The organism is Parafrankia sp. Ea1.12 (assembly GCF_900465275.1).
In the GTDB taxonomy this organism is placed as follows: domain Bacteria; phylum Actinomycetota; class Actinomycetes; order Frankiales; family Frankiaceae; genus Parafrankia; species Parafrankia soli.
This window is the reverse complement of record NZ_UBIZ01000267.1, coordinates 1-14,295: the sequence shown is the minus strand read 5'-3', so window position 1 is coordinate 14,295 and position 14,295 is coordinate 1. Positions and strand designations below refer to the sequence as shown.

The window sequence follows — 14,295 nt, the reverse complement described above, 5'->3', positions numbered from 1 at the left end:
GGCGAGCCCCCTTCAGTGATCGTGCCGGCCGTCAGCCGCCTGTCGCGCCTCGCCGACGGCCGGCGGGCGTCAGTTGTCGTGGAAGGTCAGTCGGTCGGAGAGGCGGACGAGCCCGATGGCGACCACCCCGAACGCGACGAAGAACAGCAGTCCGGCGCTGGCCGCGAAGCCGGCGTCGAAGTTCTGGAAGCCCCACTCCCAGAGCAGGTAGTAGACGTTCGTCGTGGCGGAGTCCGGGCCGCCCTGGGTGAGGGTGTCGATCAGCGGGAACGTGAGCTGGCCGGACATCAGCACGGTCATCAGCGCGAGGAACACCAGCGTCGGGGAGAGCAGCGGCAGGGTGATCCACCGGGTGGTCTGCCAGCGCGAGGCCCGGTCGAGCATCGCCGCCGCCGTGTACTCGTCGTCGATGCCCGCCAGGCCGGCGCTGACGACGAGGACGGCGAAGCCGAGCAGGTGCCACCCGGTGATCACGACGATGGCGATCTGCGCCGGCCCCGGCTCGTGGATCCAGTTGATCGGATGTCCGATCAGCCGGTCCACCGCGCCGCTGGTCGGGTCGAGCATCCACTGCCACACCGCGGCGCCCGCCACCGGCGGGACCAGGACCGGCGCGAAGATCATGGCCCGGTAGACGGCGCGGCCGCGGCCGCGGATGGCGGACGTCCACAGGGCGACGACGGTCGGCAGCGCGACGGTGAACAGCAGCAGCGCCAGCGTCATCGCCGCGGTGAGCCACAGGGCGTGCCACAGGTCGGGCAGCTCGAGCAGCCGGCGGTAGTTGTCCAGCCCGACGGGTTCCTTCGGCGTGGTCGGCAGGAGGTTCCAGGAGAAGAACGACAGGTTGACCGCGGCGGCGAGCGGCCGGTACGTCCACACCGCCAGGCAGCCGATCGCGGGCAGCAGGAACAGGTACGGCGGCAGCGCCCGCAGCAGCCGCCGGGCCGGCGACGGCCGCGCCGCCGCGACCGGTACGGCCGTCGCCGACGGCCGGGGCAGCGCGTCGATCTCGACGAAGGCTCCGGTCATCACCCTTCCTCCAGCTCGCTACGGCAGTTCAGTTCGATACGGCAGGTCGGTGCGGACGGCGTCCCGCCCGCCGCGCGGGACCGGCACGGCGGGCGGGACGGGCACACAGGTGGAACAGGCGGAACAGGCGGACGGTCAGGACCGGGGCAGCAGCTTCGCGGCCTGGTTCTGGGCGTCGGTGAGCGTCTTCTGCGGGTCGGCGCCGCTGTAGACGACGCTCTCGACCGCCTCGAGCATCCCGGTGCGGATCTGGACGTAGTTGTTGCCCGGGAAGGACACCCACGGCTTCAGCTTCGCGAGCTGGTCGACGTTCGGCTGGACCAGCGGGTTCTCCGCGGCCCAGGTCTTCAGCCCGTTCGGGTCGTCGAGCAGCCCGGTGCGCAGCGGCAGGTAGCCGATCTTGCTGGTGATCTGCGTGTAGGCCGCGTCGCTGGTCAGGTAGGTGATCAGCTCCCAGGCGGCCCGCTGCTTCGCGGCGTCCTTGGCGAACATGAACAGCGCCGCCCCGGAGTTCGTCGGCACGACCGGCTTGCCGGTGAAGCTCGGCATGACGGTGGCGCGCAGCGTCCACGGCGGCTTGGCGCCGCCGGCGCCCTTGATGAAGGTGCCCTGCGCCGCGCTGGTCTCGACGATCATGCCGATCTCACCGCGGGCGAACGCCGGATAGGCCTGGTCCTGCGACAGCTTCGGGCTGGCGCCGGAGTTGACCAGGTCCTGCGCCATCTCGACCGCCTGCACCGCGGGCGCCTCGGCGAAGGTGAGCTTGGTGCGGTCCTCGGAGATCACCGAGCCGCCGTTGGAGGCCACCACCGCCTGGTAGCACCAGTCACCGGAGACCTTGGTGAAGCAGTCGATGTAACCGCCGTTCTTGCCGGTCTTCGCCTTGATGGCCAGCGCGGCGGTCTTGAACTCGTCCCAGGTCGTCGGCGGCTTCTCCGGGTCGAGGCCGGCCTGGGTGAACAGGTCGGCGTTGTAGTAGAGCACCGGGGTGGAGAAGACGAACGGCACGCCGTAGGTCTTGCCGTCGACGTCGCCGAGGGTGCGCGCCGTCGGCGCGAACGGGTGGGTGCCGGCGAAGTTCTCCTGGACGGCGTCGCGCCCGACGATGTCGTCGAGCGGCTTCGCGCCGAGCGCGGTCGCGGTGTAGCCGAGGTCGCCGAAGGTGAGCTGGGCGACGTCGGGGGCGTTGCCGGTGGCGATCTGGGCCTGGATGCTGGCGGTCGACGCCGAGCCGTAGCCCTTCAGGGTGGAGGTCTGCGGCTTCTGCGCGGTGACCGAGATGTTCGGGTGGGCCTTCTCGAAGTCGGCGATCAGGCCGTTGAAGGTGTCCGTCCACGGGCCGGGCTGGGCGAGGTTGTAGCTCTCGAAGACGATCGAGACCTTCTGATCCGGCCCGAGCTCGGGCACGACCCCGGCGGTGGACGTTCCGCCCGCGTCGGCGTCGTCGTCGGATCCGCAGGCGGCGAGGGTGAGGGCGAGCGCGGCAGCGCAGGCGGCCGCCACGCCCCGGGCAAAGCGCCGTCGTTTCACGTCGAGCTCCTTTGATGAGTGGTCACGCCGTCGTGGAGTGCCGCGGCCGGCTCGTGGTCGGCCGACTGGCGGTCGGCCAGCGGGCGCCAGGCGAGCCGCCGGCCACTGTGCCGGTCGAACAGGTGGATGTGGTCGCGCGCCGTGGTGAGCGCGACGGGCTGGCCGGCGGCCAGCCCGAGGGGGCGGGCGCCCCGGAAGTGCACGAGGGCGCCGCCGACCGCGCACTGCGCGGACTCCTCGGCGCCGAGGTTCTCCACCGCCCGCACGACACCGCGCAGCCGCGGCATCCCGCCCGGGCCCGCCGGGCCCTCGGCGGCCATCAGGTGGAGGTGTTCGGGCCGGATCCCGAGGATCACGTCGCGGGTCTCGACGTCCTCGCCGGGCCACAGGTCGACCTCGACGTCGTCGGCGAGCACCCGCACCCGGCCGTCGTGGCACTCCACCCGGGCGGGCAGCAGGTTCATCGGCGGGGAGCCGAGGAAGCCGGCGACGAACACCGAGGCCGGGGTGTCGTAGACCTCGGCCGGCGTGCCGAGCTGCTCGAGGCGCCCGTCGTCGAGCATCGCGATCCGGGTCGCGAGGCTGAGCGCCTCGACCTGGTCGTGGGTGACGTAGAGGACGGTGCTGCCGAGGGTCTCGTGCAGCATCCGGAACTGGGCCCGGGTCGCCTGGCGCAGCTTGGCGTCCAGGTTCGACAGCGGCTCGTCCATCAGGAACGCCCGCGGGTCGCGGATGATCGCCCGGCCGACGGCGACCCGCTGGCGCTGGCCGCCGGAGAGCTCCCGCGGCCGGCGGTCGAGCAGCGGGCCGAGCTCGAGCAGCGCGGCGACCTCCTCGACCCGGCGGCGGACCTCGGCGCGGGGCGTGCGGGCCGCGCGCAGCGGGAAGCCGATGTTGCGGGCCACGGTCAGGTGCGGGTACAGGGCGTAGCTCTGGAAGACCATCGCCAGGTCGCGCCGGGCGGGCGGGGCGTGGGTGATGTCCCGGCCGTCGAGCAGCACCCGGCCGCCGGACGGCGTGATCAGGCCGGCGACGAGCCGCAGCAGGGTGGACTTCCCGCAGCCGCTCGGGCCGAGCAGCACCAGGAACTCGCCGTCGGCGATGTCGAGGCTGACGCCGTCCACGGCGACGACGTCGCCGTATCTCTTCGTCAGCCCGTCGAGCTCGATCCTGCCCACGGTGGTGACTCCTCCCCGACACAGCACTGACGTTCCGCCGTCCACACGCCTGGGACGGGCCGTCCCGGCAGCGTTTGTGCCGGCCGTCCTCCCTGGTCAGACCCCTTGTCCGGCGGCTGAAGAATATGAGCGGAACGAGTTTTCAGGGAAGGCCCATTGCACATTCGGATGAACCGATTGGCGACATGGATTACCAGCCACACAAAACGACCGCTGGAATAGCGGTGGAAATCCTCGGGGTGTATTTCAGATGTCCAGGACGAGACGTCCGCCCAGGCCGCGCGAGACGCAGACCATCATCGTCCGGCCGCCGTCGCGCTCGGCCGGGGTCAGGACGGTGTCACGGTGGTCGACACCGCCCTCGACCACCGGCGTCTCACAGGTGCCGCATGTACCGTCCCGGCAGGAGGAGGTGACGGCGGCCCCGGCCGCCTCCAGCACCTCCAGGACCGACTGCCCGGGCCCGACCCGCAGCACCCGCCCGCTACGGGCCAGGCGCAGCTCGAAGGCGCCGTCGGTGTCGCGGTGGGCGGGCTCGGCGGGGTGGAACCGCTCGACGTGCAGGGCGCCGGCGGGCCACTGCGCGCAGTGCCCCTCGATGGCCCCGAGCAGACCCTCGGGCCCGCAGCAGTAGACCGCCGTCTCCTCGTGCTCGCCGGAGGCACGCAGGCCATCCAGGACGGGGCCGAGGGGAAGCAGCCCGTGGGTGTCCTGCGGGTGCAGGACGACCCGGTCGCCGTGGCGGGCGAGGTCGTCGGCGAAGGCCATCGCCGCGCGGTGGCGCCCGCCGTAGAGCAGCCGCCACTCGGCGCCGCGCGCGGCGAGCTCGTCGATCATCGGCAGCAGCGGGGTGACGCCGATCCCGCCGGCGACCAGCAGGTAGCGCGGCGCGGCGACCAGGGGGAACGCGTTGCGCGGCTGCCCGACCGGCAGCAGCGCGCCGACACCGACCCGGTCGTGCAGGTGCACCGAACCGCCGCGGCCGGCGGCCTCCCGCAGCACCGCGATCCGCCAGTGGTGGCGATCCGCTGGATCACCGCACAGCGAGTACTGCCGCACCGTCCCCGGCCGCACCGTGACGTCGACATGCGCGCCGGGTGTCCAGGGCGGCAATGCCGCGCCGGTCGGATCGGCCAGATCGAAACAGACGACATCCTCGGCGACGTGGCGGCGGGCGCGGACCGTCAGCGTCAGCGTCTGCCGCTGTTCGGCTCGATCCACGGTGGACGGGGGCGAGGACACAGGCGACCTCCGACGGAAATCCCACTTCGGACCGGGGCCTAGTTCAGGCGATTTCCTGCGACGGTAACGGCGTTTACTGCCGGGCGGACCGGCGCGGGCGCGACCATCGGGATATTCGATCGCCCCCGCTCCCGCACCCAATCGACCTTCTCCTCAGGCGTCTCGGCGGATTCCCAGTCGCCGGCCGCGCTTTCCAGGCTCTCGAGCAGCGTTTCGACCAGCCGGGTGCGCGGCGGACGCCACACGACATGGACGGGCAGGGTCGGAACGGGGTCGACCAGTGGAACCGCCCGCGATCCGGCGATTCCCAGCGCGCGTTCCCGGGACGCGAAGCCGACCACCGGGCGGGTGGTCACCAGCAGCGCGCTCGCCCCCGGGTCGTCGACCTCGGCGACGACCCGCAGCTTGATCCGGGCCCGGTCGGCCGACCGGGAGATCGTGTCGTACAGCGCGGGGCACTGCGCCCGGTGGAACAGCAGGCAGCCCTGCCGTTCCAGCTCGCAGAACGGCACCTGGTCGCGCTCGGCCCACTCGTGGTGCTCGCCGACGACGGCCAGGATGCGGACCCGCAGCACCTCCATCGAGTGCAGGCTCGAGGTCGGCGGCAGGCCGAAGATGAAGCCGACGTCGAGCTCCCCGCTGAGCAGGCTCTTGATCTGCGGCCCGGTCCGCCGCTCCCACAGTCGGGGCTGCAGGCCCGGGTGGGAGTTGTGCAGGCGGGCCAGCGTGGGCGGGAGAATCCGGTGCCCGGCCGGCAGGTTGAACCCGATGTTGATTTTCCCGGCGCGGCCGGCGGCGGTGTCGCGGGTGATTTCGAGGGTGCGGCGCTTCAGCTCGAGGATTCTCTTGGCCTCACCCCGGAAGGCCTGGCCCGCGGGGGTGAGACGGACCTCACGCGAGGTGCGGGCGACCAGTTGCACGCCGACCTCGCGCTCGAGACGGGCGAGATGCTGGCTCAGTGAGGGCTGTGTCAGGTTCAGTCGCCGGGCGGCCCGGCCAAAATGGACTTCTTCGGCAATGGCGAGGAAAGAAACCAGATGTCGAAACTCCACGAACTTCCTCCCTAATCCCCCAATCGGCAAGTATAGCCAGCAGGGGTAACAGGCGATGAAGTCGGAGTAAGGCGCGAGTAATTGTTCGGAATACATGGCGCTGCGGGCGGCCACCACCGAGACGGCACAGAACCTTTCACATTGTAACAATCCGGACCTGAAATGTGTTCTGCACCTCAATTCATGGAATTGCCGTATCGCCGGGACCGAAGTGCGGATCAGCCAGATCAGCCGGGTCGGCCGGTGACCCGCACAGGCAGCGACGACATCCCACGGACGACGATGTTCGGCCGGTACGGCGGCGGATCGGCCAGCAGGGTCATCCCGGTCAGGCGGGTGGCGATGCCCCGCAGCGCCTCACCGACCTCGAGCCGGACCAACGGGGCGCCCAGGCAGTAGTGCAGGCCCATCCCGAGGGCGAGATGGCGGCTCACCCGCGCGCCGCCCGCGTAGCGGTCGACGAGGAACTCGTCAGGCCGGTCGAAGGCGCGGGGGTCACGGTTGGCCGAGCCGAGCATGCAGATGACGGCCTCGCCGGGGGTGAACGTCCGGCCCGCCACGGTCACCTCCGCCCGGGCGGTGCGCGTGGTCACCTGCGCCGGCGCGTCGAACCGCAGGATCTCCTCCACCGCGGGCAGCGCGAGCCCGGGATCGCGCCGCAGCGCGTCGAGCTGCGCGGGGTCGCGCAGCAGCGCGAGCACCCCGTTGCCGATCAGGTTGACGGTGGTCTCGTGCCCGGCGACCACGAGGATCAGCAGGGTGCCGAGCAGCTCGGTCGTGGTGAGCCGGTCACCCTCGGCGTGCACCTGGGCGAGCGCGCTGATCAGATCGTCGCGGGGGTCGGCCCGGCGGGCGGTGACGAGCGCGCCGAAGAACTCGCGGAACTCCTCCACGGCGGCGGTCCGCGCGGCGAGCTCGGCCGGTGAGAGCAGGACGTCGGGGTCGAGCCCGCGCGCGATCCCGGCCGACATCCGGCGCACCGCGGGGTGCTCGGAGACGGGCACCCCGAGCAGCTCGCAGATCATGGTCAGCGGCAGCGGGTAGGCGAGCCCCTCGATCAGGTCCAGCTCCCCCGCCGCCAGGGCGTCGTCGATCAGCCCGTCCACGACCTGGCGGGCCAGCGGGCGGGTCGCCTCGATGGTCCGCGGGGTGAACGCCCGGCTCACCAGGCCGCGCAGCCGGGTGTGGTCCGGCGGCTCCATCCACAGGAACGAGCCGGGCAGCTCGACGTCACTGTCCGGGTGGAGCAGCTCCGACTCCTCGGCGTGGCTCCACACCGGGTCGGCGAGGATGGCGGCGCACTCGGCATGGCCGGGGACGAGCATGGTGCCGGCCAGCGGGCCCGGTAGGAAGGTGCCGGCCCGGCGCAGCGTGCCGTACGCGGGATAGGGGTCATGCCGCCACGCCGGATCGAAGGACTCGATCACGGCCTGCGCGAGCGCAGCCTCCGCGTCGGGCGCGCCGGGCGCGCCCGCGACAGCGTGCGGCGCACTCGTGGCAGCGTGCGGTGTGCTCGTGGCGGGGCCCGTCACGCCGGCCCCGCGGCCGGCTCCGTGCTCGGCCCCGCGGCGGGGCCGGCGACCTCGAACAGCAGGCAGGTGGACGAGCCGTGCGCGACCAGGGCACCGGCCGGGTTGGTGACGCGGGCCTCGACCGTCGCCGTGCGGCGCCCGACGTGGACGGCCGTCGCGACGCAGGTGAGCATGCCGCCGTCCAGCGCGACCGGCCGGATGAAGTTCACCTTCAGCTCCAGCGTCGTGTAAAGCACTCCGGCGGGCAGGCGAGTGTAGACCGCGCTGCCCATCGCGGTGTCCATCAGGGTGCTGATAACCCCGCCGTGCACGGTCATCATCGCGTTCGCCGCGGCCGGCGACGGGGTGAGCGTCCAGGTGGACGAGCCGTCGCCCAGCTCGGCGAGCGTGACGCCGAGGGAGTGGCCGACGCCGATGCCGGCCCGCAGCCCGTGCTCGACGAGATCGGCGAGATCACGCAGGCGCCGGGCCTGATCAGGCGGGTCGGCCGCGACGACGGTGTCGGTGGTGCGGTCCCGGTCCAAGGTTCGGTCCATGGTCGGCGGTCTCCCGGTGCGTCGGTGTCGACCAACGAGTCGTCGCGCTGCATCGTGACCCCGGCCGAGCGCGGATGGCGAGCCCCATTGGCATCTCGTATCGATCCATCAGCGACGCCCGGCAGCCGGCGACCGACGGTCCGCGGCCGGCGGTGGACGGTCAGCTGTCGACGGGGCGCAATCGTCCGATTGGACTCGGCACTGGGCGCTGTCTCCCGGCGCCGCCGTCCTGCATCGTGCGTGCCGCGGAGTGAGTGCACCCGTGCGCGCGGGCGCGGCCGCACGCACCGCGCCGACGTAGGAGTGGGAGAGCCATGGTCGCCGCCGAGGTCACCGCAGGGGTCGCCGCCGAGTCCGCCCCGGTGGAGTTCACCGCGTTCCATCCGACCCACAAGGCCGATCCGTACGCCGTCTACCAGCGGGTGCGGGAGGCCCGGCCGCTGTGCCCGTTCATGCTCGGCGACATCCCGGTGACGGTGCTCACCCGGTACGCCGACTGCGAGGCGGTGCTACAGAGCGACGACTGGGTGCACGGCTACGACGCCGGCATCAGCCCGTTCCGGGACGGCGCGGCGAGCGCCCCGCGGTCGTTCCTGCGGATGGACCCGCCGGACCACACCCGGCTGCGCGGGCTGGTCAACAAGGCGTTCACGCCGCGGATCGTCAACCAGATGGCACCGGGCATCCAGGCCCTCGCCGACCGGCTGGTGGACGGCGCGCTGGCCACCGGGAGCCTCGACGTCATCAGCGGGTACGCGGCCCTGATCGCGAGCGCGACCCTCGGTCACCTGCTGGGCGTCCCGGACGACGTCGGCGCGTCGCTGCGCGGCTGGGCGCTGGCCATCGCCCGCGGCACCGACCCCGACAACCTGCTCACCGAGGCCGAGCTCGTCGCACGCCGGCAGGCCACCCAGGATTTCCAGGCCTACTTCGAGGAGCTGATCGCGCAGCGCCGGGCGAACCCCACCGACGACCTGATCAGCCGGATGGCCGCGGCCCGCGACCGCGACGACGCGCTCAGCGAGCTCGAGCTGCTCGGCGTCTCGTCGCTGCTCGTCGTGGCAGGGATGGAGACGTCCATCAACTACGTCGGGTCGGCGGTGCTCTCGCTGCTGCGCCACCCCGACCAGCTGGCGCTCCTGCGCGCGCGGCCGGAACTGCTCCCCTCCGCCGTCGAGGAGGTGCTGCGCTACGACCCGCCGACGCAGTTCACCATGCGCACCGCGTGCCGGGAGACCGAGCTCGCCGGGCACACGTTCGACCGCGGCGACGGCGTCCTGCTGGTCAGCGCCGCCGCCGGCCGCGACCCGGCGGCGTTCACCGACCCCGACCGGTTCGACATCACCCGCTACCACGGGCCGCGCCCGGCCCGCCGGCACCTGGGCTTCAGCGTCGGCATCCACTTCTGCCTGGGCGCCCCGCTCGCCCGGATCGAGGCGGCGGCGGCCATCGGGGCGCTCGTCCACCGGACGACCGCGCTGGAGCTGGCCGTCGACGAGTCGGAGCTGGTCTACCTGCCCAGCCTCATCCACCGCGCGCTGGCCACACTCCCGGTGCGGGTGCGCTGAGGCGACGGGCGTCCGCCGCACCGTCCCGTCGGGCCTACTACGATCCGTGGCATACCCACCCCAATGGGCCCACCCCAATGGCCGGTACCTAGCCGGACGGGTCGTTTGTCTTGCCCTCACGCCGGTGTAAGACTGGCGCGGAGGACGTCGAAGGGAGCGGCACAGACCGTGAGTGACCTCGAGGCCAAGGACTTCTTCCGTGACGACGAGCTCGTCGCGGATCCGTACCCGTACCTCGACGCGCTGCGGGGCAAGTGCCCCGTGCAGCGAGAGAATCATCACGGTGTGGTGATGGTGACAGGGTACGAGGAAGCAGTGGAGGTTTTCCACGATTCCGCGACTTTCTCCTCGTGCGTCTCGGTGACGGGGCCGTTCCCCGGCTTCCCCGTCCCGCTCGAGGGTGACGACGTCACCGAGCTGATCGAGCGGCACCGCGGTGAGCTGCCGATGAGCGACCAGCTCCCCACGCTCGACCCGCCGACCCACACCGCCCACCGCGCGCTGCTGATGCGGCTGATCACCCCGAAGCGCCTCAAGGAGAACGAGGCGCACATGTGGCGGCTCGTCGACCGGATGATCGAGCCGTACCTGGCCGGCGGCGAGGGCGAGTTCATCACCGGCTTCGCCGGGCCGTTCACCCTGCTGGTGATCGCCGACCTGCTGGGCGTGCCCGAGGAGGACCAGGAGGAGTTCCTCGACCGCCTCCAGCGCCAGCCGCAGGAGAGCGGCATCGGCAGCACCGGCGACGACCACATGGCGCACAACCCGCTGGAGTTCCTCTACAGCAAGTTCACCGAGTACATCGAGGACCGCCGGCGCGAGCCGCGCGAGGACGTCCTCACCGGCCTGGCGCAGGCGACGTTCCCCGACGGGTCGACCCCGGAGGTCATCGACGCGGTCCGGGTGGCGGCGAACCTGTTCTCGGCCGGGCAGGAGACCACCGTCCGCCTGCTCTCCTCGGCGCTGAAGATCCTCGCCGAGGACCGCGAGCTCCAGCAGCTGCTGCGGGCCGAGCCGGAGCGCGTCGGGAACTTCATCGAGGAGACGCTGCGGCTGGAGAGCCCGGTCAAGGGCGACTTCCGCCTCTCCCGGGTGCCGACCACCGTCGGCGGCGTCGACCTGCCCGCCGGCACCACCGTCATGGTCGTCAACGGTGCCGCGAACCGCGACCCGCGCCGCTTCGAGAACCCGAGCGTGTTCGACGTCGCCCGCCCGAACGCCCGCCACCACGTGGCGTTCGGCCGCGGTATCCACACCTGCCCCGGAGCCCCGCTCGCCCGCGCCGAGGCCCGCGCGAGCATCGAGCGGCTGCTCGAGCGCACCACGGACATCCGCATCGCCGAGAGCGTGCACGGCCCCGCGGACGACCGCCGGTACAGCTACCTGCCCACCTTCATCCTGCGTGGGCTGACGCACCTCAACCTTGAGTTCACCCTCGCAGAGAGCAAAATCTGATGAAGGTCACCGTTGACGCCGACGGCTGCTGCGGACACTCCACCTGCTGCACGCTGTGCCCCGAAGTCTTCACCCTCAGCGACGACGGCTACGCGGTGGTCGAGGTCGACGAGGTCCCCGCGGAGTTCGAGAAGGCCGTGCGGGAGGCCGTCGCGAACTGCCCCGAACGGGCCATCACGGCGAGTTGACGTCACCGGCCGGCGACCGCGCCCCGCGGCCGCCGGCCGGGCATCGGCAGGCCCGGTGTCCCCGGCTTCACTCGGCGTCGAGCTCGGAGACGCTCAGGGCCCGGCCGGTCAGTGAGATGCCCGGCCGGGCGCGAAGACCGTCGAGGATGACGCCCTGGGCACGCTCGTAGGCGGCCTCGGCCACCTCGCCAGGCATCTTGTGCGGCCCGCGCAGCAGCAGCGAGAACAGGTGGATGACGTCGCCCGTCCCGACGTCCGGGCGCAGTGAGCCCTCCTCCTGCGCCGCGCGCACGAGGCTGTCGATCAGCGAGGTGAGCTCGTCCCGGATCCGGCGGATCGTCGGGTCCGCCCGGACTGCCGCACCGGTCGCGGACAGGAAGAGGTCCGGCAGGCGCCACGTGAGGCGGAGCTCGCGGGAACCACTCAGACTGCGTACCAGGGCGTCCCAGGCGTGTGTCTCCTCGGCCTCGGCGGCGCGGGCCCTGGCGAGCATCGTCGCCAGGCTGTCCTGGACCACTGCCACGATCAGTGCCCCGCGGTCGGGGAAGTGCCGGTACAGCGTGCCCACGCCGACCCCGGCGAGCCGGGCGATCTCCTCCATGGGGAGATAGGGGCCCTCGTCCACGAAAGCCCCCACCGCCACACAGATGATCTTGTCACGATTGCGGCGCGCGTCGGCCCTGAGTCGGGTCGGGGGTACCGCCGTCATCGCTCGCGGCTCCTCTTCTGGACCGTCCTCGACCAACTCTCTCCAGAAATCGGAAGACTACTCTCCGCTCTATTCAGACGTGCGCGGAGATGAGACGCCCCCGCCCCGTCGGATGCCTCGGGCGCACGGTGGCACCCGAAGGCACGGGGTGACAGCCGGGGTCAGGCCGACGCCCGGGTGGCGGTAGGGCCGTCGTCCCACAAGCCCGTCGGAGCCGAGCCGGTACCGGGCGCCGGGCGCCGGGCGGACGGGCGGACGGGCGGACGGGCCACCACCGCCGGTCGAGTGAAACGAAATGCCGTCACGAACAGTGTCCCTCCAGCGCCGGGCGGGGGCGTGAACGCGAACCGCACGGCCGGCGTAAACACGCCCGTCACACCCGTGACATAAAAAGGCGGGACGAACTCCGGCGGCGCCGGGCGAGAGCTAACCAGACGGCGTTCTCCCGGCCGGGCACACCACTTCATCTTTGTTTCCGCCGGGGGGCGGCATAGGGATGGGTAGGGGGCGGGCTAGGGGTTCTCCGGGCGACTGCGCTGAACAATCGTCGGTGAAGCGCCATGCGACGCCAACAGCAGTCTGGAGCGGGTGGGCGCCGGGACCGATGTCCCGCCCGTGTCTCGCCCCCGCCTCCGGCCGGTCACTCCAGTGTCAGCGGGCGAGCGGGCGCATCCGGCAACGATGCCGGCGATCGGCACGCCTCGGGCCGACCACCCCCGCGCACCACCTCGGAACCGCCGTTCTACCGCCACGTGCCTATCGGGCGTCGGTGACAGGTACATATGGGAAGAGCTGGAGTTCGCGACGATGAGTTCGGACGGAAACGGCGCGCTCGAATCAGAGACCTCGGCGGTGGCCGTCATCGGCCTTGCCTGCCGGCTACCCAAGGCCGAGAATCCGGGCGCATTCTGGCGCCTTCTGGAGAACGGCGAGAGCGCCATCACTCCGATTCCCGGGACCCGCGCCTCGATCCTGTCCACCGAAGCGCGCCACGATGCCGCCGCGCGCCCGGCGGGATATCTCGACGCGGTGGACACCTTCGATCCGGAGTTCTTCGGTATCTCCCCCCGCGAGGCCGCCGCGATGGACCCGCAGCAACGCCTCGTCCTCGAACTGAGCTGGGAGGCCCTGGAGGATGCCGGAATCGTCCCGGGGACGCTCGCCGGTACCCGGACCGGGGTGTTCCTCGGCACGATCGCCCACGACTACGCGACGCTCACCCACCGGCGCGGCCCGGACGCGATCACCCGGCACACGCTGACCGGGCTGAACCACGGGATCCTCGCGAACCGCGTCTCCTACACGCTCGGCCTGCGCGGCCCGAGCCTCACCGTGGACGCGGCCCAGGCGTCCGCACTGGTCGCCGTGCACCTGGCGCTGACGAGCATCCGGCGCGGGGAGACCGACCTGGCGCTGGTGGGCGGAGTCAACCTCAACCTCACGCCGGAGAGCACGCTCACCGTGGAGCGGTTCGGCGCGCTCTCCCCGGACGGGCGCTGCTTCACCTTCGACGCGCGCGCGAACGGGTACGTGCGTGGCGAGGGCGGCGGAATCGTCGTGCTCAAGCCGCTCGCCGACGCCCTGGCCGACGGCGACCCCGTCACGTGCGTGCTGCGCGGCAGCGCCGTGACAAACGACGGCGCGACGGACGCGCTCACCGTGCCCAGCTCCGACGCGCAGCGAGACGCCGTCCGCCGCGCGTTCGCCGATGCCGGCATCGACCCGGCCGCCGCGCAGTACGTGGAGCTGCACGGCACCGGCACGCCGGTCGGCGATCCGCTCGAGGCCGCGGCGCTCGGCGCGGTGCTCGGCGCGGGACGGCCATCCGAGCAGGCGCTCCTGGTCGGCTCGGCCAAGACGAACGTGGGCCATCTCGAGGGGGCGGCCGGCATCGTCGGACTGCTCAAGACCGCCCTGGCGATCCGCCATCGCCGCATCCCGGCGAGCCTCAACTTCGAGCACCCGAACCCTGACATCCCGCTGGCGGAGCTTCGACTGCGGGTGGCGAGCTCCGCCGGCGCGTGGCCACGGCCCGCCGAGGCCCTGGTCGCCGGAGTCAGCTCGTTCGGCGTCGGGGGGACGAACTGCCACGTGGTGCTGACCGAGGCCCCGCCCGGCGCCGAGCCGCCCGCGCCGGGCGCCGGCGTACCGGACGGGCAGGACACGGGCGCCGTGGACGCTCCGGTGCTGGCCTGGGTGTTGTCCGCGCGCACCCCCCAGGCCCTACGCGACCAGGCCCACCAACTCACCACCCACCTCGACCACCACCCCCACAC

The 14,295-nt window shown here is 72.2% G+C and carries 12 protein-coding genes; 4 read left to right on the top strand and 8 right to left on the bottom strand.

Annotated features, from left to right (window positions below; all coding sequences use genetic code 11):
• Window positions 1–69: 69 nt before the first annotated feature.
• From FMEAI12_RS12345 to FMEAI12_RS12315, 7 genes are all read right to left on the bottom strand, one after another.
• The gene (locus tag FMEAI12_RS12345) at window positions 70–1,029 is read right to left on the bottom strand and encodes a carbohydrate ABC transporter permease (protein WP_112106134.1); all 960 of its coding nucleotides are present in this window, start codon (window positions 1,027–1,029) and stop codon (window positions 70–72) included.
• A gap of 135 nt (window positions 1,030–1,164) precedes the next feature.
• Complete coding sequence (locus tag FMEAI12_RS12340) at window positions 1,165–2,559, bottom strand: ABC transporter substrate-binding protein (RefSeq protein WP_071063232.1); 1,395 nt, start codon at window positions 2,557–2,559, stop codon at window positions 1,165–1,167.
• Window positions 2,556–3,737, bottom strand: a complete 1,182-nt coding sequence (locus FMEAI12_RS12335; RefSeq protein WP_112106133.1) for an ABC transporter ATP-binding protein — start codon at window positions 3,735–3,737, stop codon at window positions 2,556–2,558. Before FMEAI12_RS12335 ends, FMEAI12_RS12340 begins: the two co-directional genes overlap by 4 nt.
• A gap of 246 nt (window positions 3,738–3,983) precedes the next feature.
• Entirely contained in the window at window positions 3,984–4,979 is a 996-nt protein-coding gene (locus FMEAI12_RS12330; RefSeq protein WP_112106132.1) for a PDR/VanB family oxidoreductase, read from the bottom strand.
• 38 nt (window positions 4,980–5,017) lie between these two features.
• On the bottom strand, window positions 5,018–6,148 hold the full coding sequence (locus FMEAI12_RS12325) for a LysR family transcriptional regulator (protein ID WP_235013932.1): 1,131 nt from the start codon (window positions 6,146–6,148) through the stop codon (window positions 5,018–5,020).
• Between the two features lie 110 nt (window positions 6,149–6,258).
• Window positions 6,259–7,563 (bottom strand): cytochrome P450, encoded by a 1,305-nt coding sequence (locus tag FMEAI12_RS12320; RefSeq protein ID WP_112106131.1) that lies wholly within the window; start codon window positions 7,561–7,563, stop codon window positions 6,259–6,261.
• Window positions 7,560–8,099 (bottom strand): PaaI family thioesterase, encoded by a 540-nt coding sequence (locus FMEAI12_RS12315; protein ID WP_071063239.1) that lies wholly within the window; start codon window positions 8,097–8,099, stop codon window positions 7,560–7,562. Before FMEAI12_RS12315 ends, FMEAI12_RS12320 begins: the two co-directional genes overlap by 4 nt.
• Window positions 8,100–8,413: 314 nt before the next feature.
• Here FMEAI12_RS12315 and FMEAI12_RS12310 point away from each other — a divergent pair, with 314 nt between their 5' ends.
• The 3 genes from FMEAI12_RS12310 (at window position 8,414) to FMEAI12_RS12300 (ending at window position 11,310) form a co-directional block, all read left to right on the top strand.
• Window positions 8,414–9,667 (top strand): cytochrome P450, encoded by a 1,254-nt coding sequence (locus tag FMEAI12_RS12310; RefSeq protein ID WP_112106130.1) that lies wholly within the window; start codon window positions 8,414–8,416, stop codon window positions 9,665–9,667.
• 168 nt (window positions 9,668–9,835) lie between these two features.
• On the top strand, window positions 9,836–11,122 hold the full coding sequence (locus FMEAI12_RS12305; protein WP_112106129.1) for a cytochrome P450: 1,287 nt from the start codon (window positions 9,836–9,838) through the stop codon (window positions 11,120–11,122).
• Complete coding sequence (locus FMEAI12_RS12300) at window positions 11,122–11,310, top strand: ferredoxin (protein ID WP_020461461.1); 189 nt, start codon at window positions 11,122–11,124, stop codon at window positions 11,308–11,310. The genes FMEAI12_RS12305 and FMEAI12_RS12300 overlap by 1 nt, the downstream gene beginning before the upstream one ends.
• A 67-nt stretch (window positions 11,311–11,377) precedes the next feature.
• Here FMEAI12_RS12300 and FMEAI12_RS12295 read toward each other — a convergent pair whose 3' ends face one another.
• Window positions 11,378–12,019, bottom strand: a complete 642-nt coding sequence (locus FMEAI12_RS12295) for a TetR/AcrR family transcriptional regulator (protein WP_112106128.1) — start codon at window positions 12,017–12,019, stop codon at window positions 11,378–11,380.
• 807 nt (window positions 12,020–12,826) lie between these two features.
• Between FMEAI12_RS12295 and FMEAI12_RS12285 the strand changes: the two genes are divergently transcribed.
• On the top strand, window positions 12,827–14,295 hold a 1,469-nt coding region (locus FMEAI12_RS12285), incomplete at its 3' end, for a polyketide synthase (protein WP_146776688.1).